Origin of the sequence: Sinosporangium album, from assembly GCF_900100605.1 — a bacterium.
Lineage (GTDB): Bacteria > Actinomycetota > Actinomycetes > Streptosporangiales > Streptosporangiaceae > Sinosporangium > Sinosporangium album.
This window is the reverse complement of the sequence record NZ_FNCN01000021.1, coordinates 1-26,406: the sequence shown is the minus strand read 5'-3', so window position 1 is coordinate 26,406 and position 26,406 is coordinate 1. Positions and strand designations below refer to the sequence as shown.

Below are 26,406 nucleotides of genomic sequence, written 5' to 3'. Positions count from 1 at the left end.
CTATGATCACTCCCGCGCGCGAGGCGCTCGTCCTGTGGTTCGGCTCACGCCTCGGCATGGTGGTGATCGCGATCGTGGGAGCGGGCATCCTGGCGGAAGGGGAGGATCTTGGGCTCTTCCTCGACCGTTGGCGGCGCTGGGACGCCGAACTGCTCACCATCATCGCCCGCCACGGCTACGACGGAGATCCCGCCCGTCCCCCCGACCCAGGACTGCCGGCCTTCTTCCCCGGCATGCCGCTGACGCTGAGGCTGGTCCACTCCGTGATTCCCGACTGGACGCTGAGCGGCCTGCTCATCTCCCTCCTCGCCGGCGCGGTCGCCATGGTCGCCCTCGCCAGACTCGCCGAGTTCGAAGGGCCGCCGGGAGCCGGATGGCGCTCGGTTCTCGCCCTCCTCATATGCCCGACCGCGGTGTTCCTCTTCGCCGGTTACAGCGAATCGCTGTTCCTCGCGTTCGCCATTCCGGCCTGGCTCGCCGCCCGCCGCCGGAAATGGATGTGGGCGGGGCTGCTGGCGGCCGGGGCTTCCAGCGTACGGATCACCGGCCTGTTCCTCGCCTGCGCGCTGATCGTGGAGTTCTGTACGGCGAAACGCCCCGCCTGGCGCGACGCCGGCTGGCTGGCCGTGCCGTTCCTGCCGCTGGCCGCCTACTCCGCCTACCACTACTCCCGGACAGGTGACTGGCTCGCCTGGAGCCACGCCCAGGAAGCCGGGTGGGGGCGCCGCCTCGTGTGGCCGTGGGAGTCCTTCGCCACGACCTGGAGCGCCGCCATGGGCGACGGGATCTTCGCCTGGGCGTTCCGGCTGGAGATCGCGGCCGCGGTCGTCGGCGTGGGGCTTGTGCTGTGGCTGGTGTACATGCGTCGGTGGAGCGAGTTCGTCTATGTGGGGCTTCAGGTGGGCGCGCTCGTCTGCTCCGCCTACTACCTGTCCATCCCCCGGGCCGCGCTGCTGTGGTGGCCGCTGTGGATCGCGATCGGGCGGGTCGCCACCCCGAGGCCGGATCGACCGGGGAGGCTCAACCGGCTGCGGCCGTGGCTGCTCGCCGTCTATGCGCTGCTGGTCGGCCCCCTTCTCGTGCTGAACACACTGGCCTTCCTGCAGGGGGCCTGGGCCGGGTGACCGGGGGCGGCCTTATACCCACTCCTGCGGCTTCGCAATCCAGGGAAGTTATCCACAGGCTGTGGGTAACGGGTTGTGCGGGCTTCGGTCACCCTGGGGACGCGCCCGGAGGCTCGCGCCCAGGGGTTCGGGTGCTCAGGGGCTCGCGCCTAGAGGTTCTTGCGAAGGAAGGCGATGTCGTCGCCCTGCCCGTCGCCGGGCGTCTCGACGATGATCGGAGCCCCGGCCGCCCGGCACACCGCGAGGATCAGCTCTGGGTCGATCTGCCCGCTGCCGAGGTTGGCGTGCCGGTCGGCCCCGGAGTCGAACGCGTCCCGCGAGTTGTTGCAGTGCACGAGGTCGATCCGGCCCGTGATCGCCTGGACCCGCTCGACCAGGTCGACGAGGTCCTCGCCGCCGGCGTGGGCGTGACAGGTGTCCAGGCAGAACCCCACGTCGAGGCCGTCCAACGCGTCCCACAGCCGGGCGATCCGCTCAAGCTTGCGCGCCATCGCGTTGCCGCCGCCCGCGGTGTTCTCGATCAGCACCGGAATCGGGCACTCCATACGCTCGAACACCTTGCGCCAGTTGTCGAACCCGATCTGCGGGTCGTCGCCGGCGTTCACATGGCCGCCGTGGACCACGAGCCCCTTCGCCCCGAGCTCGGCGGCGGCGGTGAGGTGCTGGGAGAGCAGCTTGCGGCTGGGGATGCGGATCCGGTTGTTGGCGGTCGCCACGTTGATCACATAGGGCGCGTGGATGTAGACGTCCACATCGGCCGCCGTTGTGAGCGCAGCCCCCTCGGAGACCACCGGGCCCTTCCAGCCCTGCGGATCGCCGAGGAAGAACTGCACCGCGTCGGCGCCCCGCGCCGCGGCGTGGGCGAGTGGGTCGTCCTGATCGACATGAGCTCCGATGCGCACCATGGCCGTGAGCCTAACCCCTCCCCGACCTCCGGTTCCAAGCCGCGCGGGGTGTGCCTCCGCTGGGCCTCCACCGTCCTTCCGCAGTGCGCCTCCACCGTGTGCCCGTGCGCCTCCGCCGGGTGCCTCCACTGGGCCGTTCACGGGCTCCGGCCGGCAGGGACCTCTGTGCCCGCCCCCCTGTGCCCGCCGGGGACTCCTCCGGCGGGACGGCGCTCAGGGGATGAAACCCCCGTGGTAGATGCCCAGGGCGGTTCCCACGAACGAACCGACGATTCCCATGATGTTGAGGGACCGTTCCGGAGTCGTCTCCGAGATGTACTGCGAGAGGAACCCACCGAGGAAGCCGATCACCCCCACCCAGGAGGCGATGATGTGCGCGACGGGGATCAAACCGGTCACGAGGGCTGTGATCCCACAGAGGAGGGTGACGACGGCCGTGACGTTCTCCCTCGGGTGCGGGCGGCCATCGGAGTTCAACGTGAATTTGAACGACTCGCTCTCCGTGGGGCGAGGCACATGCGACATAGATACCACCCCCTACATGGCATTCTTCATGAAATGTTCCCTCTGGGCCAGGCACAGAACATCTCTGGCTGCTGGTAGCCTGGCTGCGCTGCGTTGTGATGGGTGTGTTGTCACCCGGAGCGCGGGGGGTGGCCAACAAGGGGCCTTTCTCCCGTGTCAGGCGTCAGCGTCCTCCTGTCACGTCATGGTGTCGTGACCGCAAGAGTCCAGAGGAGGTTGCAGTTCGCATGCGTCGTTACGAAGTGATGGTCATCCTCGACCCGTCGCTCGATGAGCGTAACGTCACCCCGTCGCTCGACCAGTTCCTGCAGGTCGTGCGCAACGACGGTGGCACCGTGGAGAAGGTCGACGTCTGGGGCCGCCGCCGGCTGTCCTACGACATCGCGAAGAAGCCCGAGGGCATCTACGCCGTGATCGACCTCACCGCCACGCCGGCCACGGTCAAGGAGCTGGACCGTCAGCTCAACCTCAACGAGGGCATTCTCCGCACCAAGGTGCTCCGTCCCGACGCGCACTGAGCTCCGGTTTTCTGTCGGTCCTTGGTCCTAGTCTGAAGCTCTCAATATAAAGCCGTGCGGGAAGGTGAAAGCGAGCCATGGCAGCAGGCGACACCACGATCACAATCGTCGGCAACCTCGTCGACGACCCGGAGTTGCGCTTCACCCCGACGGGGCAGGCCGTGGCCCGGTTCCGCATCGCCTCCACTCCGCGATACATGGATCGCCAGACCAACGAGTGGAAAGACGGCGAGAGCCTCTTTTTGACCTGCAACATCTGGCGGCAGGCCGCGGAGAACGTCGCGGAAAGCCTCCAGCGTGGCATGCGGGTCATCGTTCAGGGGCGGCTCAAGCAGCGGTCCTATGAGACCAAAGAGGGCGAGAAGCGCACCGTCTACGAGGTCGAGGTCGACGAGGTCGGCCCGTCCCTGCGCAACGCGACCGCCAAGGTCAACCGCACCGCCCGGCAGGGTGGCGGCTTCAGTGGCGGCGGCGGTGGCCCCGCCGACGACCCGTGGGCCTCGGCCACCCCGGCACCGCAGAGCGGTGGCTACGGTGGCGGTGGCGGCTACGGCGGCGGCCAGCAGCAGGGCGGCGGCTTCGGCGGCGGTGGCCAGCAAGGCGGCGGCTACGGCGGCGGCAACCAGCAGGGCGGTGGGTTCAGCGGCGACTTCAGCGACGAGCCGCCGTTCTAGGTCACCGCTTCCAGAGCGCCGTTCCGCGCTCCCGGCCTCCCGGTCACTCGGGTGTTCTCCTCATTCCCCGATGAGAACGCCCGATCCACAATCCATCAGTTTCCGAAATGACCATTCCCGCCTTCCGGCGGGGCTCTGAAAGGAGCACCACGATGGCCAAGCCGGCACTGCGCAAGCCTAAGAAGAAGGTTTGCCTGTTCTGCCACGACAAGATCTCCTACGTCGACTACAAGGACACGGCGCTGCTGCGGAAGTTCATCTCCGACCGCGGCAAGATCCGTGCCCGCCGGGTGACGGGCAACTGCACCCAGCACCAGCGCGACGTGGCGACCGCTATCAAGAACGCTCGTGAGATGGCCCTGCTGCCTTACACGAGCACGGCCCGCTAGAAAGGAGACGTCTCAATCATGAAGCTCATTCTCACGACTGAGGTCTCCGGCCTGGGCTCCCCCGGCGACATCGTCGAGGTCAAGGACGGCTACGGCCGCAACTACCTGATCCCGCGCGGCTTCGCCATCCGCTGGACCCGCGGCGGCGAGAAGCAGATCGCCTCGATCCGCAAGGCCCGCGACGCCCGCGAGATCCGCGACCTCGGCACCGCCAAGGAGGTCGCCGGCCAGCTCGGCGCCCTCAAGGTCAAGCTCAAGACCCGCGCCGGCGAGTCCGGTCGCCTCTTCGGCTCGATCACGACCGGCGACATCGCCGAGGCCGTCAAGGCCGCCGGCGGTCCGCAGCTCGACCGCCGCCGCATCGAGATCACCAACGCGATCAAGAGCCTGGGCTCCCACCGGGTCAGCGTCAAGCTGCACCCCGAGGTGTCCGCCGCCCTCGACGTCGAGGTCGTCTCCGCCTGACCTTCCGGTCACCGCAACGCGGTCGAGCCACCATCCGGCTCGACCGCGTTTCGCGTTTTCATGTTTCGCGTTTTCATGTTCGGCGTTTTCATGTTCCGCGTTCCGCGTTCCGCGTTTCACCGGAGACGGACACGGGGGCCTGTGCCGTACGGCCGGCGTGGAGTGACGTGGAGTGATGTGCATAACTCCTGGTCGGCGTGGCGTGTGGGCGGCACATAGAATTCAGCCGTTACTCCCGCATGACCTGCTCTTGGAGGCACTCCATGGTCCGTCCCGCGATGTTGTCCGCGCTCGGCGTACTCGCGCTGGTGGCGGCCGCGTGTGCGCCCGCGGCCGAGACGACGGGGGCGGCCACGGCGAACCCGAGGGCTTCGACCGCGTGCACGAAAGACCAGCTCACGCTGGCGACGGCGGGCAAGTTGACCATCGCCACCGACAAGCCGGCCTATGAGCCGTGGTTCAAGGACGACGACCCGTCGAACGGCCTGGGGTTCGAGAGCGCCGTCGCCTACGCCATCGCGGGGCAGATGGGCTTCCAGCGCGACGAGGTCGCGTGGAGCGTCGTGAAGTTCGATTCGGCCTTCGCCCCCGGTAAGAAGCAGTTCGACTTCGACATCAACCAGGTCTCGATCACGCCCGAGCGCGCCAAGGCCGTCGACTTCAGCAAGGGCTACTACTCCGTCAAACAGGCCGTGGTCGCCGTCGAGGGGTCGAAGTTCGCCTCGACCGCGAACCTCGCGGCACTCAAGGACGCGAAGATCGGGGTGCAGGTCGGCACGACGTCGCTGCAGGCAGTCAAGGACCGGATCCAGCCGTCCAAGGACCCCAACGTCTACAACGAGCAGATCGACGTGGTCAACGCTCTGAAGAACAAGCAGGTCGACGCGGTGGTCGTCGACCTTCCGACGGCGTTCTACGTGACGGCCGCCCAGGTGGAGAAGTCGAAGATCGTCGGCCAGTTCGCGTCGGTCGGCGGAGCCGTCGAGGAGTTCGGCCTGGTCTTCCAGAAGGGCAGCCCGCTGGTGTCCTGCGCCGATAAGGCGATCGATGTGCTCAAGGCCAACGGCGACCTGGCCAAGATAGAGAAGGAGTGGCTCGGCTCCGCCGCCGGCGCTCCCGAGCTGTCGTGAGGAAAGCCCCTGTGGGCGGCCTTTCCGGCGACACCTGGGTCAAAAGCGCACGGCAGGTCGAGCGTGAGAAGACGCGCAGAAGGCGGGCCCTGCGCTCGGGGTCGGTGGCCACGGCCTCGACCGTGGTCTTCCTCGTGCTCCTCATCTGGCTGCTCACGGCCTCCCCGGGCTGGCCGAGGGTGCAGGAGACCTTCTTCAGCCCGGAGGCGTTCGTCAGGGCCCTGCCCGAGGTCGTCGACGGGTTCCTGCTCAACGTCAAGATCTTCCTGATCGCCGAGCCCCTGGTGCTGCTCGTCGGCCTACTCGTCGCGGTGGTGCGCAGCCTCAAATCGCCGATCTTCTTTCCGCTGCGCGCCCTCGCGGTCGCCTACACCGACATCTTCCGCGGCGTCCCCACGATCCTCGTCATCTACCTCGTCGGTTTCGGCCTGCCCGCGTTGGAGCTCCAGGGGATGCCGACCGATCTCGCGACCCTCGGCGTCATCGCGCTGACCCTGTCCTACGGCGCGTACGTCGCGGAGGTGTTCCGCGCGGGCATCGAATCCGTGCACCCCAGCCAGAGGACGGCGGCCCGCTCCCTCGGCCTGACCCACGGCCAGTCGATGCGGCATGTGGTGCTTCCGCAGGCCGTACGGCGTGTCGTGCCGCCGCTGCTGAACGACTTCGTCTCCCTGCAGAAGGACACCGCGCTGGTGGCCACGATCGGTCCGCTCGAAGCGCTCAGACAGGCCCAGATCCATGCCTCCGGCACGTTCAACTACACGCCGTACCTGGTGGCGGCTCTCCTGTTCATCCTGCTCACCATCCCTATAGCGCGCTTCACCGACTACCTGGCCGCCAGGACACAGCGGAGGAGGGGCCAGTGAAAGGTGACATGTCGCCGCTGCTGGCGATCAAGGGTGTCTGGAAGCACTACCACGGCCACAGCGTGCTGCGGGGAATCGATCTCGAGGTGCGCCCGCACGAGGTGGTCTGCCTGATCGGCGCGTCGGGATCGGGCAAGTCCACCCTGCTCCGCTGCGTCAACCTCCTCGAAACCATCGACGACGGAACAATCCACCTCGACGGCCGAGAGATCAGCGATCCACGCGTCAACGCCGACAAAGTACGCCAACGGCTCGGCATCGTCTTCCAGGCGTTCAACCTCTTCCCCCACATGACCGTGCTGGACAACATCACTCTGGCCCCCCGCAAGGTCCACAAAGTGGGGCGGGAGCAGGCTGAGGAACACGCCCGGGGCCTGCTCGCACGGTTCGGGTTGGCGGACAAGGCCGGGGCATATCCAGACAGGCTCTCCGGCGGCCAGCAGCAGCGGGTGGCGATCATCCGCGCGCTCGCCACACAGCCCAGGCTCATGCTTCTGGACGAGGTCACCTCCGCGCTCGACCCGGCGCTCGTCGCCGAGGTACTCGGCATTATCAGAGAGCTGAAAGAGGGCGGAATGACCATGATCCTCGCCACTCACGAGATGAGCTTCGCGAGGGACATCGCCGACACCGTCTGCTTCCTCGACGGCGGTGTCCTGCGTGAACACGGCACACCCGAGCAGATCTTCACCGACCCCCGGCACCCCCGCACCCGCGACTTCCTGCGCACCGTCATCGGCGCCCGCCCCTGAGGCGCCGCGGATACCAGACGCCCCTGCACCGCGCCCCTGCCGCGCGCCCGTGCTGTGCCCATGCCGCGCGCCCGTGCTGTGCCCATGCCGCGCGCCCGTGCTGTGCCCGTGCTGTGCCCGTGCTGTGCCCGTGCGCGGCCCCCGTGCCCCGCCGCGCCGTACGGCACCGGCCGGGCGGCGTTCAGGCGCCGGTGACCATCCAGGCGGTGCCGTACGCCCGGGTGCCGAGCGTGGCGAGCCGAGCCGCCATCCACACGCAGAGCGCGAGCCAGAGCCCGACGAGCCCGCCGTCCGTCAGCACCACCACCGCGGCGGCCGGGAGGAAGGCCAGCGTCGTCCAGACGCTCGACCAGGCGAGGTAACGCTGGTCGCCCGCTCCGATCAGCACGCCGTCGAGCACGAACACCACCCCGGCGAGAGGCTGGAGCAGCGCCACCAGCCACAGCAGGGCCAGCAGCTCCCCGCTGACGATGGCGTCCGCGTTGAACAGCCCCGGCAGGAGCGGCCTGAGCGCGATGATGAGCGCGCCGAGCACCACACCCGACCAGATGCCCCAGAGCACCATCCGCTTGGTCGCCCTGCGCACCCCGGCGACGTCTCCCGCGCCGAGCGCGCGTCCCGTGATCGCCTGGCCCGCGATGGCGATCGCGTCGAGGGCGAAGGCGAGCAGGTTCCAGATCTGCGTGGCCACCGCGTGGGCAGCGATGTGCGCGTCGCCCATCCGGGTCGCCGCCACCGTGCCCACGAGGAGCACGACACGCATGCAGGCCGTACGCACCAACAGCGCGAAGCCCGCCGTTCCCGCCCGGCGGATCCCCTCCAGGTCGGGCATCAGCGAGGCCCGCTCCCGGCGGGCCACCCGCACTACCACGGCCACGTATACGGCCGCGCCGAGTGTCTGGGCGAGTACGGTGCCCCACGCCGATCCGGCGATCCCCCACGAAAGTCCCAGGACGAACCAGGCGTTGAGCGCGGCGTTCAGGGCGAACGACCCGATGGCCACGTAGAGCGGGGTGAGGGTGTCCTGGAACCCGCGCAACACGCCGGTTCCGGCGAGCACGATCAGCATGGCGGGGATGCCGAACAGGCTGATGCGGAGATATGTCACGGCCTGCTCGGCGAGGGCGGGGGAGGCCCCGAAGAACTCCACGATCGAGTGCGCGAGCGGCCACGCCACGGCGGTGATCACTATACCGAGGAGCGTGGCCAGCCACAGTCCGTCGATGCCCTGCTTCACCGCGTCCCGCGAGTGCCCCGCCCCGATCTTGCGCGCCACGGCGGCGGTCGTGCCGTACGCCAGGAAGATGCACAGGCTGACGAAGGTGGTCAACGCCACGCCTGCCACGCCCAGAGCGCCTAAAGCCGTCGTGCCCAGCCTGCCGACGATCACATAGTCGGTGAGAAGGAACAGGGGTTCCGCGACGAGTGCACCGAACGCGGGTACGGCGAGGCGGAGAATCTCGCGATCATCGCGCGTCACGGGCATAGGGTGATTTTGCCACTTACACATTGATCGGCCGCTGCTGGGGTGGTGGGTGTGGAGTGAAGAGCTTCGGCGTGTCGCGACAAATTTCTTCTGTCCACAGGCGGTGGATAAAGTTTCCGCAGCCAGTAGGGGGTTCCTCGGCTGTGCACAGCAGTTATCCACAGGCTCGTCCCCAGGTCGCCCACACCTTCGGCCGAGTAACCCACAGCTTGTCCACAGGGTTATCGACAGGTCGTGTTGCCGCATTTTCGGGTTCCGGGGAGACTGTCACACCGGTCGACTACAAGTGGGGGTGGTACGACCGCCTGCGAAGGCGTTGAGGTTGAGGGGGTGCGCGGTGAGCATGGATGAGGAGCCAGGCATCGGGCCCGGTTTCGAGCGCACTCCGCCCAACAACATCGAGGCGGAGCAGTCGGTGCTGGGCGGCATGCTGCTGTCCAAGGACGCGATCGCCGACGTCGTCGAGGTCATCCGTTCCGACGACTTCTACCGGCCCGCCCACCAGATCATCTACGACATCATCACCGACCTCTACGGCAGGGGAGAGCCCGCCGACGCCGTCACCGTCTTCGGCGAGCTCCAGAAACGCGGCGAGGTCGCCCGCGTCGGCGGCGGTGCCTATCTGCACACCCTCACCGCGATCGTGCCGACCGCGGCCAACGCGGGCTACTACGCCAAGATCGTGCGCGAGCAGGCCATCCTGCGCCGCCTCATCGAGGCCGGCACCCGCATCGTCTCCTTCGGCTACGGCGGCCAGGCCGACGAGGTCGACGACCTCGTCGACCGCGCCCAGGCCGAGATCTACGCCGTCACCGAGCGCCGCACCTCCGAGGACTACCTCCCTCTCGCCGAGATCATGCCCGGAGCCCTCGACGAGCTGGAGGCCATCGGCAGCCGGTCCGGCCAGATGGTCGGCGTCCCCACCGGCTTCCAGGACCTCGACACGCTCACCAACGGCCTCCACCCCGGCCAGATGATCGTCGTGGCCGCCCGCCCCGCCATCGGAAAGGCGCTCGCACTCGACACGCCCCTGCCCACCCCCGACGGGTGGACCACCATGGGGCAGGTGCAGCCCGGCGACTACCTGATCGGCGCCGACGGCAAGCCCACCCGTGTCGTGGCGGCCACCGACGTCATGCACGGCCGTCCGTGCTACGAAGTGGAGTTCAGCGACGGCACGGTGATCGTGGCCGACGCTCAACACCAGTGGCTCACTGACACGCGTGCGTCCCGGCGGTCCGCGCAGCAGGCGGCGACCGGCTACAACGGGCACCGCGATCAGCGGACCGTCGCGCAGGTGCGCACGACAGAGGAGATCGCCGCAACCCTGCTTTGCCGCACGGCAGACAAGCGGTTCAACCACACCGTTGTCAACGCCCGGCCGCTGGATCTCCCCAACCGTGATCTGCTGATCCCTCCGTACGCGCTGGGCATCTGGCTCGGAGCTGGCAGTTCCGACAGTGCACGGTTCACCACTGGAGATTCGGAGATAGCCGAACATGTGGCCGCTGAAGGTCTTCGGGTGGAGCACCGTGGCGGGCTGCTGTACGCGATGCTGCCGCCCGAGCCGGAGCCGATCGCCGAACGACCGTGCATCGTGTGCGGGAAGCCGTTCACGCCCCAAACGGCACAGGTACGCACGTGTGGCAGGGTGTGCGGTTGCCGGTCGAGGAATTCCGAATGTGGTCCCTCGCAGCCGCCCAGGTGCCCCGATTGCGGCGGCCCGTCCAGCGGGTTCAGGCAGTGCCAGAAGTGCCGTAACGACCACGGCACTATGAACGCCCGACTGAGGAAGCTGGGCGTGCTGGGCAAGAAGCACATCCCGGGCGAATACCTGCGCGCGTCTGAGGCGCAGCGTAGGGCGCTTCTGGCCGGGCTGCTGGACACTGACGGCTACATCAGCGCCGCTGGGACAGTCCAGCTTGCCGTCACGAACCGCCGCCTGGCAGAGGACGCCTGGGAGCTGATCCTGAGCCTTGGCTACAAGGCGACCTGGACGTCCCGGCCGGTGCCAGAACGCACTGAAGCCGGCTCGACCAGTTATGCGATCACGTTCACGCCCTCTGACAAGGTTTTCCGTCTGGGTCGCAAGAACGCCCGCGTGAACACCAACGCCCACCCCAAGACGACGTACCGCAACATCACCGACGTCCGCCCTGTGACGTCGGTGCCAGTGCGCTGTGTGGAGGTGGACAACGCCGATCACCTGTATCTGGCAGGCCAGACATGGATCCCCACTCACAACTCCACGCTCGGGCTCGACTTCGCCCGGTCGGCGGCCATCCGGCACGGCATGGCCACCGTCATCTTCTCCCTGGAGATGTCCCGCAACGAGATCACCATGCGTCTGCTCTCCGCCGAAGCGCGCGTGTCCCTGCAGACCATGCGCTCGGGCGCCCTGTCCGACGACGACTGGACCCGCCTGGCCCGCCGCATGAGCGAGGTCGCCGAGGCGCCCCTCTTCATCGACGACTCGCCCAACATGTCCATGATGGAGATCCGCGCCAAGTGCCGGCGCCTCAAACAGCGCCATGACCTGCGCTTCGTCATCGTCGACTACCTCCAGCTCATGAGCTCCCCCAAGAAGACCGAGAGCCGCCAGCAGGAGGTCTCCGAGCTGTCCCGAGCCCTCAAGCTCCTCGCTAAGGAGCTTGAGGTCCCCGTCATCGCCATCTCCCAGCTCAACCGAGGTCCCGAGCAGCGCTCGGACAAACGCCCCCAAGTTAGCGACCTTCGCGAAAGTGGAAGCATCGAGCAGGATGCGGACATGGTCATCCTTCTCCATCGGGAAGACGCATACGAGCGCGAATCCCCGCGAGCAGGTGAAGCCGACCTCATTGTTGCCAAGCACCGAAACGGGCCCACGGCCACCGTCACCGTGGCCTTCCAGGGTCACTACAGCCGTTTCGTCGACATGGCCCAGCACTAGCCCGTCAATCTGTACGGCGAGAGCCCATTTCGGCGCCTGCCAGGGACAGTTCACATGCGCATCGCCGCACGCACCTCGTCGAGTGTGGAGTCGGCCACCGCGCGGGCACGCTCATTGCCCTCGCGGAGAACCTCGCGCAGGTAGGCGCGGTCGGCGGCGTATTCCGCGCGGCGGGCCCTGATCGGGGCCAGGTGCTCGTTGACGGCCTCGGTGACCGTCGCCTTCAGCGCGGCGGCCCCCCGGTCGCCGATGTCGGCGGCGACCAGATGCGGGTCGCGGTCCAGGCAGAGAGCGGCCAAAAGCACCAAGCTCGACACCGCGGGCCGGTTCGCCGGGTCGTAGGCGATGTGCCGGTCGCCGTCCGTCACGGTCCTTCGGACAAGCCTGGCGGTTTCATCGGCGTCGGCGGCCAGAGCGATGGCATTGCCCCGGCTTTTGCTCATCTTCGTGCCGTCGGTCCCGAGCAGGAGCGGCGCGGCCGAGAGGAGCGCGTCAGGCTCGGGGAACGGCGATGCCGGGGCCGTGCCGTACCTCTCGTTGAAGCGGCGGGCGATCGTGCGGGTGAGCTCCAGGTGGGGGAGCTGGTCCTGCCCGACGGGCACCAGGTTGGCTTTGCAGAAGAGCACGTCAGCGGCCTGGTGCGCCGGGTAGGTGAACATCAGGCCGCTGACCGCGGACTGCCGTGAATGGGCGATCTCGTCCTTCACGGTGGGGTTGCGGCTGAGTTCGGCCACCGAGATCAGGCTGAGGAACGGTAGGAGCAACTGGTTGAGCGCGGGAACCGCGCTGTGCGCGAAAATCGTGGCCCGCGCGGGGTCGATGCCGGCGGCCAGATAGTCCAGCACGAGCCCTTCGACATGTTCGCGTGGATTCTCCGCCACATCCCGATCGGTCAGCACCTGGTAGTCCGCGATGACGATGAACATCTCCAGGCCGCGCCCCTGCAGCCGCACCCGGTTGCGAAGCGTCCCAAAATAGTGCCCAAGGTGCAGCGGCCCCGTGGGCCGGTCCCCGGTCAGCACGCGAAACCTCCGGGGATCGCGCTCTATCAACCCTTCCAGCTCCGCGCTTCGCCGCTGCGCCGGCGAAACCCCCAACGGATCGGGCTTCTCGACACCGAGTTCGACGGCCATGAGGCCCTCCTGGTCTTCCGAACGGTTTCGCCGTTCGGACGGAGGGCCGTGATCGCCACGAGGACACAGAAAAGGGCCGTCCATCCGAACGGCCCTGGGTCATGCGCGTGTAGCGGCCGCTCCTACAAGGAGCGCCACCAACCCAGACATGACATGTCGCGCATGCCGCCACCTTAACCCACCCCCAGCACGGCCTCCAATGATCGGTGGGATATCCAGGAAATCCCCGGCCCTCTTCCTATCCTTGAGGAGGCGACGGGGTTGCCTATCGCCGAACGCGTTGCCGACTTGCTGGTGGCGGGAGGCGATCATTGATGGCTGGTGTCATGGAGGGGGTGTGGCGTGAGCACGCTCGGCGGTTGGCCGACGAGCTGGCCTCCGCCGGAGCGCTGACCGATCCCGTGTGGCGGGAGGCGTTCGTCAATGTTCCCCGCCATGTGTTCCTGCCGTCGTTCTATCTCCGTACCGGCGACCCGGCCGATGATCCGCGGACCGGTCGGCGTTGTTCGCCGGAGTCCGCGGGCTACCTGACGGCCGTGTACTCCGATGAGACCCTGGTCACCCAGTACATCGAGTGGGGCGGTTGGCCGTGGGCGACCAGCTCGAGCACCCGGCCATCGCTGATGGTGCGCATGCTTGACGCGCTCGGGGTCGCCGACGGCGCGGCGGTGCTGGAGATCGGCACCGGTACCGGATACAACGCCGCGTTGTTGAGCGAAAGGCTCGGAGACCGGCATGTCACGTCCGTCGATATCGATCCCGGGCTCGTCGAGGTGGCCGAGGCCCGGTTGGCGAGCCTCGGGCTTCGGCCGGCGCTCGCGGTTCACGATGGTCGGGAGGGGTGGCCCGGGCGGGCGCCGTACGACAGGCTGATCGCCACGGTGGCTTTCGACCATGTGCCGATGGCCTGGTTGGAGCAGGTCAGGCCGGGCGGTGTGATCGTGGCGGATCTGCGTCCGGCCGGTGCGGCGTGGGCCGGAGGGCTGGCGACGTTGACGGTGGGCGCCGACGGCACCGCGTCGGGGCGGATGTCGGCCTCCGGTTCGGGGTTCATGTCGGCGAGGGAGACGGCCGGGGTTCCGGGGTTCCCCCGTGTCGCGGCCATGGACAGAAGCGATGCGCGGCGCCGGCGGAGCCGTGTCGGGGGTAAGGCGCTGCTGGATCCCGGGTTCGCGCTTGTCGTCTGGAGGCATCTGCCCGACATGGTGGTCTATCCCGGGGGAGACAAGGTCACGCTGGTGGCGGGCCCCTCGTGGGCGGAGAACGTCACGACTGGCCCCGCCGAGGTGGTGTTCGGGGGGCCGCGCGATGTGTGGGCGGTGGTCGAGGACGCTTACGTGTGGTGGGAGGAGCAGGGCCGCCCCGGGGTGGGCGATTTCGGTCTGACCGTCGCGCCCGACCGGCAGTGGATGTGGCTGCGCACCCCCGACGGCCCAGTTGTGGAATAGGTGTGTCGGATGGGCCGTACGGCATGCGGCCCCCGTGGGCGCGTGCCGTACGCGTGGGTCAGGTCCAGCGGAAGAGTTTGGTGGCGAGGAAGCCGAAGACCGCGAGGCCGGCGGCCATGATGCCGAGGTGGGCGAGTTCGGGGGTTTCACCGAGCCAGGTGGCCCGGAGGGCGTCGCTGAAGGCGCCGATGATGGCGATGTCGCTCAGGACGTGGAGGACGTCGGGCATGGTGTGCCGGGGCATCCACATGCCGGAGAGGAAGAGCAGCGGGAACATCGCCACGCCGCCGACGGCCTGGATGACGCGGCTGCTGTTGATGACGGCGGCGAGCAGCATGCCCAGGCTGAGCATGGCGGAGGTGCCGAGAAGGAGGACCAGGACGAAGTAGGGCAGGTGTCCTGGCACTTGGATGTTGTGGACGAGTCTGCCGACGACGATGAGGAGGAAGGCGGCCAGCACGCAGACCGCCACGTTGATCAGGAGTATGGCGAACAGCAGCCGGGACGGCGAGGCCGGAGTGGTGGACATGCGCCGCAGTACGCCCTGTTCCCGGTACGTCACGATGGAGGCGGGAAGGATGGTGACCGCCGTCGTGATGATCGCGAGCAGCGTCATCGTGGTCGGCATGTAGGCGCTGAGGTAGCTCTGCCCGCCGAGGCCCGGGTCGGGTTTGCCGAGGCCGGGGATGAGCCCCAGGATGAGCAGCAGCATCAGCGGCAGGACGAGGGGGAAGAACACCGCCAGCGGTTCGCGGACGAGCAGTTTGATCTCGGTGGTCAGCGTCTTGTTCACGAGTGGGCTCCGTCGAGGGTGCGGCCGGTGAGGGCCAGGAAGGCGTCGTCGAGCGTGGCCTGTTCGACCCGCAGGGCGGTGGCGATGACGCCCTGGGAGGCCAGGGTCGTGGTGACGGCGTAGGGCAGGTTGCCGGTGCCGCACACCGTGATCGTGTCGCCGGCGCGCGTCACCGAGGTGACCTCGGGGAGCGCGGTGAGCAGGTCGTCGGTGGGGAGCGGCACGTTCGGCCGGAAGGAGATCCGCTGCTCGCCCTGCACGCCGGCGATCAGCCCGGCGGGGGTGTCGATGGCCACGGTCCTGCCCCGGTCGATCAGCGCGAGCCGGTCGCAGAGCCGCTCGGCCTCCTCCATGAAGTGGGTGACGAGCACGATGGTCACGCCGGAGGCCCGGATGTCCTCGATCAGCGCCCACGTGTCGCGTCTGGCCTGCGGGTCGAGCCCGGTGGTCAGCTCGTCGAGTACGGCGACGCGCGGGCGGCCGACGAGCGCCAGCGCGATGGACAGGCGCTGCCGCTGGCCTCCGGAGAGCTTGCCGTAGGCGGCGTTCTGCTTATCGACGAGCCCGACCCGGTCGAGCAGATCGACCCAGTCGGCGGGGTTCGTGTAGAACGAGGCGTAGAGTTCCATGGCTTCGCGCACTTTGAGCTTGTTCGGCAGGGCCGCGCTTTGGAGCTGCACGCCGAGGATTTTGCGGAGTTCGTCCCGATCGGGGCCGGGGTCGAAGCCAGCGACGCTCACCCGCCCGCCGTCGCGGACCCGCAGTCCCGCCACGCATTCCACGGAGGTGGTCTTGCCCGCCCCGTTCGGTCCGAGGACTCCGAAGATCTCGCCTTCCTCGATGGTGAACGACACGTCCTCTACCGCCACGATGTCGCGGTATCGCTTCTTGAGGTTCTCTACCTCGATGATCGGCACTTCCGGACTCCTCTCTTACTGACGTCATCGACGCTAGAAAGCATGGGTTTGAGGTGGAATCCGGGCAGGTGTCCGGTCGGGGTGCACTTATCTCCACCCCCGACGTGTGCCTTGGCGCAATGGCCGCATGACAGGCCATGACGCAAACTTGTGGCATGCGGATAGCGGTGACTTCTCGCAGATACCTCCTGCTCATGGCGGCGGCGCTCGCGGAACTCGCCGTGCTTCCGCTCTTCCTCCTCGCCGTCCTGCTGAACTTCGGCCTGGGCATGATCTTCCTTCTCGCCCCGTCGGTCCTCGGAGTGCGAAGGCTGGCCCAGGCCGCCAGGCGCCGGACATCCCAGTGGTCCGGGGTCGAGCTGGCCGCGCCGTACCACCCCGAGCCGACCCCGCCCGTGCCCGACTACGACGGCTGGTACCGGATGGACCGGACGCTCTACAAAACCCCCCGCATGCCCGCCTGGAACATGCGGTGGAAGTGGCTCGTCAACGACGTGGCGAGCTGGCGCGACGCCCTATGGCTGGTCAGCGACCCCTTCGTCACCTTCGCCCTGCTGATTCCGCCGGCGGTCGCCATCGCGTACGGCATAAGCGCACCATGGTGGCTTCACCCCTGGAGCGCCCCCCTCGGCCTGGCCGTGGCCGTAGTGAGCGCGCTGACCATACCCCGGGCGATCGATCTGCACGGCAGATGGACCCGAGTCCTCCTCTCCGCCACCCGTCGCTCGCAGCTGGAGGTGCGAGTCCGGAGCCTGTCCCGGGCCCGCGTGAGCGCCGTGGACTCCCAGGCGGCCGAACTCCGCCGGATCGAACGCGACCTCCACGACGGAGCGCAGGCCCGGCTCGTGGCCATGGGCATGACCCTCGGCGCGGCCGAGGAACTCATCGACCGGGACCCGCAGGCGGCCAAGGTCCTGCTGGCCAAGGCCAGGGACGCGTCCGCGACCGCCCTGGCCGAACTCCGGCGGCTCGTCCGCGGCATCCACCCGCCCGTCCTGGCCGAACGCGGGCTCGCGGACGCCGTACGCGCGCTGGCGCTCGACACCCCGCTCGACGTCACGGTGACTATCGACCTGCCGGAACGACTGAACCAACCCGTCGAATCCGCCGCCTACTTCGCCGTGGCGGAGCTTCTCGCCAACGCCACTAAGCACGGCGGGGCGAGGAACGTGACCATCGACATCACCAGGAACGGCACGGCGCTCCGTATCACGGTCACCGACGACGGCAGCGGGGGAGCCGACCCCGATAAGGGCAGCGGGCTGCGCGGTATCGAGCGGCGCATCGCGGCCTTCGACGGGGTGCTGGCGGTCAGCAGCCCGGCGGGCGGCCCCACCATGCTGGTCATCGACCTGCCGTACGCCTTCGGCACGCAAGAGGACGACAAACCTTCCATGCCCAAGTGGAAGGTGATGGTGGTGGTCTTCTGCTGGGCAACCGCCTGGCTCCCGCTCTTCCCCCAGGGCATCGTGGCCGCCGTGTTCAAGATCATCAAGGTGAGGGGGGACGACGGTGAACTGGTCCGAAGCTGGCTCCTCGCCCTCTACCTCCCCGAGGCCTGGCAGTGGCCGTTCATCGCCATGATGATCCCGCTTGGCCTCTGCCTGTACATCCTGGCTACAGTGCTTCCGGTATGGCATTCCAAGAAGAGGTGGATTGGGGAGGCGACCGCCCGCCAGCCGTGGCTGCGCCGGTGAAGCCGCGCGTCGTCATCGGCGAGGACCTCTACCTGCTCCGCGACGGACTGGTCCACCTGCTTCAAGCCCACGGTTTCGACGTCGTGGCCGCCGTCGAGAGCGGACCCGAACTGCTCAGGGCGCTCATGGGCGAGCGCCCCGACGTCGCCATCGTCGACGTACGGCTCCCGCCCACCTTCACCGACGAGGGCCTGCAGGCCGCGCTCGCGGCCCGCCGCGTGATCCCCGGCCTGCCCATCCTCGTCCTGTCCCAGCACGTCGAACAGCTCTACGCCCGCGAACTCCTCGCCGACGGCACCGGCGCGATCGGCTACCTGCTCAAGGACCGGGTGTTCAACGCCGAGCAGTTCATCGACGCGGTGCGCCGCGTGGCCGCCGGCGGCACCGCGATGGACCCCGAGGTCATCGCCAAACTCCTGGCGAGCAACGCGCGCCGCGAGCCGCTCGGCAGCCTCACCCCGCGCGAGCGCGAAGTGCTTGAGCTGATGGCCGAGGGCCGGTCCAACGCCGCGATCTCCCAGCGCCTCTTCCTCAGTGACAGCGCTGTGGCCAAGCACACGGCGAGCATCTTCGCCAAGCTGGACCTCGCCCCCGGCGGCGACGACAACCGGCGGGTCCTCGCCGTACTGGCCTATCTCAACGCGGCCCGCTCCTGACGGCCGCAGGTCCGGGGCAGGCGGTGGCCCGCTCCTGACGGGCGGCGGCTCTCGGAGGAGGCGGCGATTGTCGGTGCCGCAGGCTACCTTCGGGGAAGAGGCGAGAGGGCAGCCGCCGCAGGCAACCGAAGGGGTGGATCAGGTGAAGTTCCGGGTGAGTCGCGAGACCTTTGCCGACGCCGTGAGCTGGGCGGCCAGGATTCTGCCGAACCGGCCGTCGGCCCCGGTGCTCTCCGGCCTGCTCATCGGGGCCGACGCGGCCGACGGCGGGAGCGGCCTGCGGCTGTCCGCCTTCGACTACGACGTGTCGGCGCGGGCCGAGATCGACGCGGTGGTCGATGAGCCCGGCCGGGTGCTGATCCCCGGGCGCGTCCTCGCGGAGATCACCCGCAATCTTCCCGGCGACCAGGTCGAGATCGCCACCAGCGGCAGCGAGGCCCTGCTGACCTGCGGCAGCGCCGAGTTCGCGCTGCTCACGATGCCCGCCGAGGACTTCCCCACCCTGCCGGCCATGCCGAGTCGCGTGGGCGGGCTCGACGGCGCCGCGTTCGCCGCGGCCGTTGGCCAGGTGGCGCCCGCCGCCAGCCGCGACGACACGCTGCCGATGCTCACCGGCGTCCGTGTCGACGTCGAGGCCGACACGATGACGATGGCAGCCACCGACCGCTACCGCATCGCGGCCAGGCGGCTGCCGTGGCGTCCGGCGGAGGCCGGGTTCACGACCGGGGCGATGGTGCCGTCACGGGTTCTCGTCGAGGTGGCCCGGGCGCTGCGGGGCGGCGACGTCGCCCTGTCGCTCGGGGGTGGTGTCGCCGGGTTCGAAAGCGGGGGCAGGGCGACGACCGTGAGGCTGCTCGACGAGCAGTTCATCGACTACCGCACGCGTCTGTCCGGCTCGTGGTCGATCCGGGCGGATGTGAGGGTGGGCCCGTTCATCGAGGCGGTCAAGCGGGTGGCCCTCGTGGCCGAGCGCAACACCGCGATCCGGCTCGGTTTCACCCGGGGGCAGGTGCTGGTCCAGGCGGGCGGAGGCGATATCGGCCGCGGTGCCGAGGCCCTTCCCGCCGAGTTGAGCGGCGACGACATCCAGGTGGCCTTCCAGCCGCACTTCCTGCTCGACGGCCTCGCGGGGGTTGAGACGGAGTTCGTCCGCCTCCACATGGAGTCCTCCACCCGGCCTGTCCTGATCACGAGCGTGCCCGGGGACGCGGAGCCTGATTTCCGCTATCTCGTCATGACTTTGCGGACCAACTGATCTTTCCGTTCACCCGGAGTCGTCGGGGCGAGAGCACAGGGACCGCGGGGGCCACAGAAAACATAGGGAACATAGGGAACACAGGGAGCGCACGGTGGCGCGTGTGGCCGGACCGTCCGTACGGCGTGACGGCGTGGTGGGACCGGCCGTCCGTTTTCCCGAGGATCTCCCAGGTGGTGCGGACTTCCCGGTGTCGTAGCGGTTCACATCCCTCAAGGCGGCTCGGGTTGTATGAGCCTCAGGAAGTCAGACGGCGAGTTCCTGGGCCTCGGTGAGAGCGATGAGGATGTGCTCCATGCAGGCGTGGCCGGCGCGTTCGGCGGCGGCGGAGTCACCTGCGGCGATGGCGCGAAAAATCGCGTCATGGGGAATGTGGCTCTTGTTGAGCGAAGTGCCGGCGGCCGTGATGCTGGCGCGCAGGGCGGCGGAGAAGTCCTCGTAGAGGTCGATCAGCACGAGGTTGTGCGTGGCATGCACGACGGCCATGTGGAAGGCGAGGTCCGTTTCGACGAACGCGTGCGGATCACCCGACTCCCAGGCCCGTTCTCGCTCGGCGAGCGCGGCCTCGATGGCGAGTACGTCCTCGTCGGTGCGCCTGGCCGCGGCCAGTCTCGCCGCCTCCACCTCCAGGGCGCGCCGGACCTCGAGGATCTCCAGCTGCTCCGCCTGGCGCAGCCGCCTGAGCATCGCGCCCGACAGCTCGCTGGTGGCCCGAACGTAGGTCCCATCGCCCTGGCGGCACTCCAGCAGGCCCGCGTGCGTGAGGGCGCGCACGGCCTCGCGGACGGTGTTGCGCCCGACGCCTAGGCGTTCGGCGAGCACGGTCTCAGTCGGGATCTTCGCGTTCATCTGCCACGATCCCGAAGTGATCTGCGCTTTGAGTTGGTCGATAACCTGGTCGACGAGGGACGCGCGCTGCGTGGTACGCAGACTCACAGTCCGCCTCCTCCGGGGAAACCAATCATCCTATGATTCAATGACTGGTAGACCCTAGTTATTCCAGATCTACAAGACAAATCTGGAGGCCCCCGGAGGGCGGTCTGCGATCAGCGTGACACGGCGGAATCGACGGAGACTCCCACCAGTGCGGACCGCACTCCGGCCGCTTCGAGAGCCCTACGATACGCTCCCGTCTGCCGGCGGTGCGCACCGACCTGTCCGTACAGGTCGCCCAGCTCGCGCCACGCCCGGCCGGCCCGGCGGTCCGGATGCGGCGAGATCGATCCGTGGAGCGATTCAAGCAGTCGGTGAGCCGATTGGAGACTCGCCTGCGGATCGCCTTCCTTCTGGTCCAGCGCCACTTGGGCGAGCACCAGATGGGCGGACGCCGCGACCGTGCTCGAACCGTCGTTGGCCAGCAGCTCCAAGGCGGACCCGGCGAGCCCGGCGGCGACACCGGGGTTGCCCAGGCGAAGCTGGATGTGGGCGAGCACCACCAGGCTGTCGGCGTGTTCACGCCGGGCCTCCGGCAGCTTGGCGAACGCCTCCGTCGCCGAGGTCGCGAACCGGCTGGCGTCGCCGAGCTCGTCCTCGACCGGCGCGGACGCATCCGTCACCGCCGTGTCCGGCGCGTCCCCCGCGGGGACGGCCACCGCCAGCCTGGACCACTCCAGGGCGACCCGGGCCAGCTTGAACGCCATGCGGCTGGGCCGTCCGGTGGCGATCGCGTCGTCGGCGAGCCGTACGGCGAGAGCCGAATCCTCGCCCTGCGCCGCGGCCACGCTGGACCGCCACAGCGAGCGGACCTCGGCCGACCTGTCGGCCGAGACGGGAACCCCGTTGACGTCGAGCACATGCCGTACATAAGCCATGCCGTCGGAGGCGGGGCCGCTGCCGGCCTCGGTCTCGACGAGGGCGGCGGCCAGCTCGACCGCGATCTCACCCTGTGTGAGGCCCAGGCGGGCGACGTGCTTGCGGGCGTGGGCGCCGAGGTCCCTGGCGCGCAGGGTGTCCCCGGCGCGGTGGTAGCAGCGGGAGAGGGCGATGGTCAGCGGCAGGTCGGCCACCCGCTCGGGATGTGCGGCGGCCTCACGGCGGAGCCGTTCGAACGCCTCGACGGCCGCGCCGAGCCGCCCCTGGGCCTCAAGCGCCCTGGCGCGGCCCAGGCGGGCCTGGGCCGCCAGCATGACGTTCTCCTCGCCGACGGCTTTGACGATCTCGCTGAAGCGGTCTACAGCCATGGCTGGGTCACCATGGTGGAGTTCCAACTCAGCGTGCCGGAGGCCCAGTTCGGTATCGATGCGCTGGCGCGGTTCGATCCCGTGGAGAAGAAATTCAGTCGTACAGCCGAGCCGTTCTGCCAGCAGGCGCGCGACCACGGGGGTGGGCGTACGTTTGCCCGACTCGATAAGAGAGACGTAACTGTCTGACAGGTCGGGCCCGGCCAACTGCGCCTGGGACATCCGCCTGCTCAGCCGCAATCCGCGGACACGGTCACCGATGGTTCCCTGACTCGGCATCTGATCTCTCAGGGCGGGGAGTGGTCAATAGGTCTCGCCATGATTGCATATGCTGCCGAATCGGGTAACCCCACGTGAAGAATCTCGGGGTGTGAACTGTCGTTCACACCCCGAGAAACGAGGACATATCTGGATCAATCATCCGAGTCGTCGCCGCCGGGGAAGAGCATCTGGCAGACCTCCAGGTACAAGGTCTCCGGATAGGGGATGTACTGGACGGTGGACAGAGCCTGATCTTGGCCGGCGGACTCCAGGACGAACTCGCCGTAACCCAGCAGGCGGCCGAGCAGCGAGCGCTGGAAGCTCATGTCGGTCACCTTGCCGAGCGGCATCATCGCGACCTTACGGGTGATCAACCCCGTCGTCAGCAACATCCGCTTGGACGTCACGACGAAGTAGTCAACCGACCACTCCGCCACCTTCCAGACAAATCGAATAAGCAACAGCAGCCAGGCCCACCAGACGATGACGAGCGCCTGCCCGCCGCCGCCATCTCCGAAAAACCTGCTGAGCAGCCCGGCGAGGATCAAACCGCCAAGGACCTCGGCAACGGGACGGAGAAGTACGGCAGGGTGCCGCCGTACCATGATGACCTGGTGTTCGTGGGGGAGCAGGTAGCGGTTGACCGACGCCGGGGCCGAATCCCCGTGGGTCACAAGCCTCATGTCAACCTGGCAAAGAAAGAAGCAAGCGAATCAGCGGCATTCACTACACTGTCCATGGCGCCTCTGATCACCTCCGCAGCGTCGGTTGGTCGTGTGAGCAGGTAGAACGCCGTGAAGGCGATCCCCGCGTAGATGGCTACCTTCTTGACCTGCACAGCTGCCTCCTATGGCAACTCACCCACTGCACCCGGTGTATACATTACCCACGCCATTAGCGGGGTAAAGCGAGTCAGAACCGCAGGGAAGCAGATGTTCCACTGGCCTGCTCATTGTTCTGACTTTGAGGTCTCACCCGCGTTCACTCGCGACGAGGGCAAGCACATGAAGGTGTTTGCGCGCTATCCGCTCGACGAGACCCGGATGGGCGGAACCTGTGACCTCCAGCGCGCCGTAATGGGCCGCTTCAACGCAGCGCGTCACGGTCGTCGCGGGGTGCACCCCGGCGAATTCGTCCTTGAGCAGGGCCTCGACCTCCGCATAAGGGCTCGCGCCCGAGCCCGGAGGCCGGCTCATGGCCGGCCCCGGTGGCCGGACCGCTGGTATTGCACGCTCATGGTTCTCCCTGGTGTGCGCCCACGGCCACCTAAGGCCGGGAACACAGAAGAGATGCCTTCCGCACGCCTCGTACCCACTCGGACACACAGAGTAACGAAGCGGTGACATTTCCTGGGAGAGAGAAGAGATACGTCAGGTCAGTCGGACGCGGACAGCCATCCGGACAGCACAACCGAACAGAAAAAAGCCGCCGCGCGTGGCGGCTCAGGCCACGCCGTACAGCCTGTCGCCCGCGTCGCCGAGCCCCGGCACGATATAGCCGGCCTCATTCAGCCGCTCGTCGAGCGCCGCGGTCACCAGGCGCAGCGGCCTGCCGCCACCGCCGAACACCCGCTCCATGTGCGCGACGCCCTCGGGGGAGGAGACCAGGCACAGCGCGGTGATGTCCTCCGTGCCGCGGTCGAACAGCAGGCTGACCGCCGCCGCCAGAGTGCCGCCGGTCGCCAGCATCGGGTCGAGCACATAGCACTGCCGGCCGGAGATGTCCTCGGGCAGGCGGGTCGCATAGGTCTCCGCCTTCAGGGTGCCCTCATCGCGGATCATGCCGAGAAAGCCGACCTCGGCCGTCGGGAGCAGGCGCGTCATGCCCTCAAGCATGCCGAGGCCCGCCCGCAGGATTGGCACGACCAGCGGAGCGGGCCGCGCCAGCCGTACGCCGTGGGCCTCCGCCACGGGGGTCTCCACCGTCACCTCGGTGACCCGCACGTCGCGGGTGGCCTCGTAGGCCAGCAGGGTCACAAGCTCGTCGGTCAGACGCCGGAACGTCTGCGAGTCCGTGCGCGCGTCGCGCAGAGCGGTGAGCTTATGCGCGACGAGCGGGTGGTCCACGACGAGGGTCTTCATGGGACCACACGGTATCTGCTGTGATGAGGTGGCAGATACGAGCATGGCGACGTACTCGGATTTGATCACAATTTGGTGGGTGCCGCGTACGGTCTCGTGTGGCGTCTGGGACCATTGAAGACCGTGGAGGCCAGGTCGGTGGGGTGACGATGACAGACGAAGATGGGCTCGATTTCGCCATCGTGGTCTATCGCGAAGACGACCACTGGGAAGCCGAAATGCTGCCCACCGCACTCACGTCGGATTTCGCGGGGCTCGTTCACGCCCTTCGGCAGCAACCCAGCATCGGCGGGGCGATTGGCCTGGTCGCCGTGGGGGATGAGTTCTTCGTGGCGTTGCGTGTGCGTGGTGAGCGAGTGAGCGTGTTCCTCTCCGACATCGCCGCGTCGTGGGACTGGCCGCTGGCGCAGCAGGTGCTGGAGCACCTCGACGTGCCGGTGCCGGACGAGGACGAACTCGACGAGATCCTGGGTGACGAGGACACCGCCCTACCCGCGGGCGACCTGTCCATCTTCGCCGACCTCGGCCTGGACGAGATGGAACTCGGTTTCCTCTCCGGAGACGTCGAACTCCATCCCGAGGACGTGCTGTCCAGCATCGCCGCACGGCTCGGCTTCTCCGAGCCGTTCGAACGTGCCATCGACTCGGTCTTCGGCTGACCCCAGGAGTCCGTCCATGCCTTCCAGACCCTCGGCCAGCGTGTTCTCCGCCGCCTTCGTCCGCACTCCCGAGGGGTGGAGCGGAGCGGAGATCGACCTCGGCTCAGCAGAGATCGTCGACGACCTGGGCGACGCCGTACAGGAACATCTCGGGCTCGTCGGGGACGAACTCGCGCTTCTCTGCGTCGAGGTCGAAGACGAGTGGTTCGCCGTCGTGCGCTACCAGGGCGACGACGAACCCCGCGTCTTCCTCTCCGACGCCCAAGCCGGCCGGGGCGACTCCCTCGGCGAGCTCTTCGCCGAACTCGCCGACGTGGCCCCCGACACCGAGAGCACTGACCTCGGCGTACGGCCCGCCGGAGACTTCGACCTGCTGGCCGACCTCGGCGTCACCGCGGAAGAACTCCTCGAACTCAGCATGGAAGAGGGCGTCCTGCCCGCCGACACCCTGTCGGTCATCGCCGAACGCCTCGCCTTCGCCGACCAGTTCGACCGGCTTCGGTGAACACCGGCCCCTTCGACCACACCCAGGCCACGCAGGCCATGCGCCTCGCGCTCGCCGAGGCCGTCCGAGCCGCCGAACGCGGTGAGATCCCCGTCGGCGCGGTCGTCCTCGGCGCCGCGGGCGACCTGCTCGCCGCCGCCGGCAACGACCGCGAATCCACCGCCGACCCCACCGCCCACGCCGAAGTCCTCGCCCTGCGCGCCGCCGCCCGCGCACTCGGCCACTGGCGCCTCACCGGCTGCACCCTCGTCGTCACCCTCGAACCCTGCACCATGTGCGCCGGCGCCGCCGTACTCTCCCGCGTCGACCGCGTCGTGTACGGCGCCGCCGACGACAAAGCCGGCGCCGTCGGCTCCCTGTGGGACGTCGTACGAGACCGCCGCCTCAACCACCGTCCCGAAGTCCTGCCCGGCATCCTCGCCGACGAGTCCGCCGCTCTTCTCCGTGCCTTCTTCGCGGAACGCCGGTAACGATCACCTCGGACATCCGGTAGGCTCGTCCGCGGTGGAGTCGCCTAGTGGCCGAGGGCGCACGCCTCGAAAGCGTGTGATGGGGCAACTCATCCGTGGGTTCAAATCCCACCTCCACCGCCACTGAAAAGGGCCTCTGATCTGTGTGAACAGGAAAGGGGCCCTTCGCGTTTCAAGAGCATGGCCAAACCGTGGCCAAACGGATGATCTTCAATGTGTCCCGGCGGCGGTGGTCGATCACCTTCCGAGGTTCCTAGTGTCCCGCACCTGAAATCTTGATGGTTAGTTCTGCCCGGTCTTGCTGGTGTCGATCCTGACTTTGGCCAGATATTCGGCGAGGGAGTTGAGGATCTGGTCTGCGGTTTTGGTCCAGGTGAACGGCCGGGGATTCTCGTTCCAGGTGGTGATCCACGCCTGGATGTCGTTCTCCAGGGCTTTGACGGAGGTGTGCACCCCGCGGCGGATGAGTTTGTCGGTCAGCAGGCCGAACCAGCGTTCGACCTGATTGATCCAGGAGGAGCCGGTCGGGGTGAAGTGAACGTGGAATCGGGGATGCCTGGCCAGCCAGGTTCTGATCTCGGCGGTGTT

The 26,406-nt window shown here is 68.1% G+C and carries 28 protein-coding genes, 1 tRNA gene and 1 pseudogene; 17 read left to right on the top strand and 13 right to left on the bottom strand.

Features of this window, described 5'->3' with window-relative positions; genetic code table 11:
* Positions 1-2 precede the first annotated feature (2 nt).
* Entirely contained in the window at positions 3-1,124 is a 1,122-nt protein-coding gene (locus BLQ73_RS20785; protein WP_093172410.1) for a glycosyltransferase family protein, read from the top strand.
* Between the two features lie 149 nt (positions 1,125-1,273).
* Here the strand turns inward: BLQ73_RS20785 and BLQ73_RS20780 are convergent, their stop codons facing one another.
* Together BLQ73_RS20780 and BLQ73_RS20775 are read right to left on the bottom strand one after the other, a co-directional pair.
* Positions 1,274-2,029 carry a deoxyribonuclease IV gene (locus BLQ73_RS20780; RefSeq protein WP_093172408.1) on the bottom strand — a complete coding sequence of 252 codons (756 nt, stop codon included), beginning with the start codon at positions 2,027-2,029 and terminating at the stop codon, positions 1,274-1,276.
* Between the two features lie 213 nt (positions 2,030-2,242).
* Positions 2,243-2,554 carry a hypothetical protein gene (locus BLQ73_RS20775; protein ID WP_093172406.1) on the bottom strand — a complete coding sequence of 104 codons (312 nt, stop codon included), beginning with the start codon at positions 2,552-2,554 and terminating at the stop codon, positions 2,243-2,245.
* Between the two features lie 227 nt (positions 2,555-2,781).
* Between BLQ73_RS20775 and rpsF the strand changes: the two genes are divergently transcribed.
* The 7 genes from rpsF to BLQ73_RS20740 all read left to right on the top strand — a co-directional run bounded on the left by rpsF (position 2,782) and on the right by BLQ73_RS20740 (position 7,348).
* Positions 2,782-3,072 carry a 30S ribosomal protein S6 gene (gene rpsF / locus BLQ73_RS20770; RefSeq protein WP_093172404.1) on the top strand — a complete coding sequence of 97 codons (291 nt, stop codon included), beginning with the start codon at positions 2,782-2,784 and terminating at the stop codon, positions 3,070-3,072.
* Between the two features lie 77 nt (positions 3,073-3,149).
* A complete protein-coding gene (locus BLQ73_RS20765) occupies positions 3,150-3,746 on the top strand; it encodes a single-stranded DNA-binding protein (RefSeq protein ID WP_093172402.1) in 597 nt (198 codons plus the stop codon).
* Positions 3,747-3,898: 152 nt separating this feature from the next.
* Positions 3,899-4,135 (top strand): 30S ribosomal protein S18, encoded by a 237-nt coding sequence (gene rpsR, locus BLQ73_RS20760; RefSeq protein ID WP_061256131.1) that lies wholly within the window; start codon positions 3,899-3,901, stop codon positions 4,133-4,135.
* Positions 4,136-4,153: 18 nt separating this feature from the next.
* Positions 4,154-4,600 (top strand): 50S ribosomal protein L9, encoded by a 447-nt coding sequence (gene rplI / locus BLQ73_RS20755; protein WP_093172400.1) that lies wholly within the window; start codon positions 4,154-4,156, stop codon positions 4,598-4,600.
* A gap of 263 nt (positions 4,601-4,863) precedes the next feature.
* A complete protein-coding gene (locus BLQ73_RS20750) occupies positions 4,864-5,730 on the top strand; it encodes an ABC transporter substrate-binding protein (RefSeq protein WP_093172398.1) in 867 nt (288 codons plus the stop codon).
* Positions 5,731-5,741: 11 nt separating this feature from the next.
* Positions 5,742-6,596: an amino acid ABC transporter permease gene (locus tag BLQ73_RS20745; RefSeq protein WP_093172396.1), complete on the top strand. Its 855-nt coding sequence runs from the start codon at positions 5,742-5,744 to the stop codon at positions 6,594-6,596.
* An 8-nt stretch (positions 6,597-6,604) separates the two neighbouring features.
* Positions 6,605-7,348: an amino acid ABC transporter ATP-binding protein gene (locus tag BLQ73_RS20740; RefSeq protein ID WP_093172537.1), complete on the top strand. Its 744-nt coding sequence runs from the start codon at positions 6,605-6,607 to the stop codon at positions 7,346-7,348.
* Between the two features lie 181 nt (positions 7,349-7,529).
* Here the strand turns inward: BLQ73_RS20740 and BLQ73_RS20735 are convergent, their stop codons facing one another.
* Positions 7,530-8,834, bottom strand: coding sequence for an MATE family efflux transporter (locus BLQ73_RS20735; RefSeq protein ID WP_093172394.1), 1,305 nt, complete (start codon positions 8,832-8,834; stop codon positions 7,530-7,532).
* Positions 8,835-9,171: 337 nt separating this feature from the next.
* Between BLQ73_RS20735 and dnaB the strand changes: the two genes are divergently transcribed.
* Complete coding sequence (dnaB, locus tag BLQ73_RS20730; RefSeq protein WP_218125945.1) at positions 9,172-11,763, top strand: replicative DNA helicase; 2,592 nt, start codon at positions 9,172-9,174, stop codon at positions 11,761-11,763.
* A gap of 50 nt (positions 11,764-11,813) precedes the next feature.
* On the opposite strand, the gene trpS is transcribed toward dnaB, so the two are convergent.
* On the bottom strand, positions 11,814-12,896 hold the full coding sequence (gene trpS / locus BLQ73_RS20725) for a tryptophan--tRNA ligase (protein ID WP_093172390.1): 1,083 nt from the start codon (positions 12,894-12,896) through the stop codon (positions 11,814-11,816).
* Positions 12,897-13,210: 314 nt separating this feature from the next.
* Here trpS and BLQ73_RS20720 point away from each other — a divergent pair, with 314 nt between their 5' ends.
* A complete protein-coding gene (locus tag BLQ73_RS20720) occupies positions 13,211-14,344 on the top strand; it encodes a methyltransferase domain-containing protein (protein ID WP_093172388.1) in 1,134 nt (377 codons plus the stop codon).
* A gap of 58 nt (positions 14,345-14,402) precedes the next feature.
* Here BLQ73_RS20720 and BLQ73_RS20715 read toward each other — a convergent pair whose 3' ends face one another.
* Positions 14,403-15,137 carry an ABC transporter permease gene (locus BLQ73_RS20715; protein WP_093172386.1) on the bottom strand — a complete coding sequence of 245 codons (735 nt, stop codon included), beginning with the start codon at positions 15,135-15,137 and terminating at the stop codon, positions 14,403-14,405.
* Complete coding sequence (locus BLQ73_RS20710; protein WP_093172384.1) at positions 15,134-16,054, bottom strand: ABC transporter ATP-binding protein; 921 nt, start codon at positions 16,052-16,054, stop codon at positions 15,134-15,136. The genes BLQ73_RS20715 and BLQ73_RS20710 overlap by 4 nt, the downstream gene beginning before the upstream one ends.
* A 167-nt stretch (positions 16,055-16,221) precedes the next feature.
* On the opposite strand from BLQ73_RS20710, the gene BLQ73_RS20705 reads away from it, so the two are divergent.
* The 3 genes from BLQ73_RS20705 to dnaN all read left to right on the top strand — a co-directional run bounded on the left by BLQ73_RS20705 (position 16,222) and on the right by dnaN (position 19,662).
* A complete protein-coding gene (locus BLQ73_RS20705; RefSeq protein ID WP_245691225.1) occupies positions 16,222-17,751 on the top strand; it encodes a sensor histidine kinase in 1,530 nt (509 codons plus the stop codon).
* Complete coding sequence (locus BLQ73_RS20700) at positions 17,736-18,407, top strand: response regulator transcription factor (RefSeq protein WP_245691224.1); 672 nt, start codon at positions 17,736-17,738, stop codon at positions 18,405-18,407. Before BLQ73_RS20705 ends, BLQ73_RS20700 begins: the two co-directional genes overlap by 16 nt.
* Before the next feature lie 142 nt (positions 18,408-18,549).
* Positions 18,550-19,662, top strand: coding sequence for a DNA polymerase III subunit beta (gene dnaN, locus BLQ73_RS20695; protein ID WP_093172535.1), 1,113 nt, complete (start codon positions 18,550-18,552; stop codon positions 19,660-19,662).
* Between the two features lie 246 nt (positions 19,663-19,908).
* Here the strand turns inward: dnaN and BLQ73_RS20690 are convergent, their stop codons facing one another.
* The 6 genes from BLQ73_RS20690 to upp form a co-directional block, all read right to left on the bottom strand.
* A complete protein-coding gene (locus BLQ73_RS20690) occupies positions 19,909-20,598 on the bottom strand; it encodes a FadR/GntR family transcriptional regulator (protein ID WP_093172378.1) in 690 nt (229 codons plus the stop codon).
* Positions 20,599-20,708: 110 nt separating this feature from the next.
* Positions 20,709-22,121: a helix-turn-helix domain-containing protein gene (locus BLQ73_RS20685; protein ID WP_093172376.1), complete on the bottom strand. Its 1,413-nt coding sequence runs from the start codon at positions 22,119-22,121 to the stop codon at positions 20,709-20,711.
* 134 nt (positions 22,122-22,255) lie between these two features.
* On the bottom strand, positions 22,256-22,786 hold the full coding sequence (locus BLQ73_RS20680) for a PH domain-containing protein (RefSeq protein WP_093172374.1): 531 nt from the start codon (positions 22,784-22,786) through the stop codon (positions 22,256-22,258).
* Entirely contained in the window at positions 22,783-22,941 is a 159-nt protein-coding gene (locus tag BLQ73_RS32590) for a hypothetical protein (protein WP_176955573.1), read from the bottom strand. Before BLQ73_RS32590 ends, BLQ73_RS20680 begins: the two co-directional genes overlap by 4 nt.
* A gap of 133 nt (positions 22,942-23,074) precedes the next feature.
* A complete protein-coding gene (locus BLQ73_RS20675; protein ID WP_093172372.1) occupies positions 23,075-23,299 on the bottom strand; it encodes a hypothetical protein in 225 nt (74 codons plus the stop codon).
* 246 nt (positions 23,300-23,545) lie between these two features.
* On the bottom strand, positions 23,546-24,184 hold the full coding sequence (gene upp / locus BLQ73_RS20670; RefSeq protein ID WP_093172370.1) for a uracil phosphoribosyltransferase: 639 nt from the start codon (positions 24,182-24,184) through the stop codon (positions 23,546-23,548).
* A gap of 149 nt (positions 24,185-24,333) precedes the next feature.
* On the opposite strand from upp, the gene BLQ73_RS20665 reads away from it, so the two are divergent.
* The 4 genes from BLQ73_RS20665 to BLQ73_RS20650 all read left to right on the top strand — a co-directional run bounded on the left by BLQ73_RS20665 (position 24,334) and on the right by BLQ73_RS20650 (position 25,941).
* Entirely contained in the window at positions 24,334-24,843 is a 510-nt protein-coding gene (locus BLQ73_RS20665) for a tRNA adenosine deaminase-associated protein (protein ID WP_093172368.1), read from the top strand.
* A 16-nt stretch (positions 24,844-24,859) separates the two neighbouring features.
* A complete protein-coding gene (locus tag BLQ73_RS20660; RefSeq protein WP_093172366.1) occupies positions 24,860-25,348 on the top strand; it encodes a tRNA adenosine deaminase-associated protein in 489 nt (162 codons plus the stop codon).
* Positions 25,345-25,818: a tRNA adenosine(34) deaminase TadA gene (gene tadA, locus BLQ73_RS20655; protein ID WP_275936304.1), complete on the top strand. Its 474-nt coding sequence runs from the start codon at positions 25,345-25,347 to the stop codon at positions 25,816-25,818. Before BLQ73_RS20660 ends, tadA begins: the two co-directional genes overlap by 4 nt.
* A gap of 33 nt (positions 25,819-25,851) precedes the next feature.
* A tRNA-Ser gene (locus BLQ73_RS20650) sits at positions 25,852-25,941 on the top strand.
* Positions 25,942-26,100: 159 nt separating this feature from the next.
* On the opposite strand, the pseudogene BLQ73_RS20645 reads toward BLQ73_RS20650, so the two are convergent.
* Positions 26,101-26,406, bottom strand: a pseudogene (locus BLQ73_RS20645) (IS630 family transposase); the annotation flags it as partial.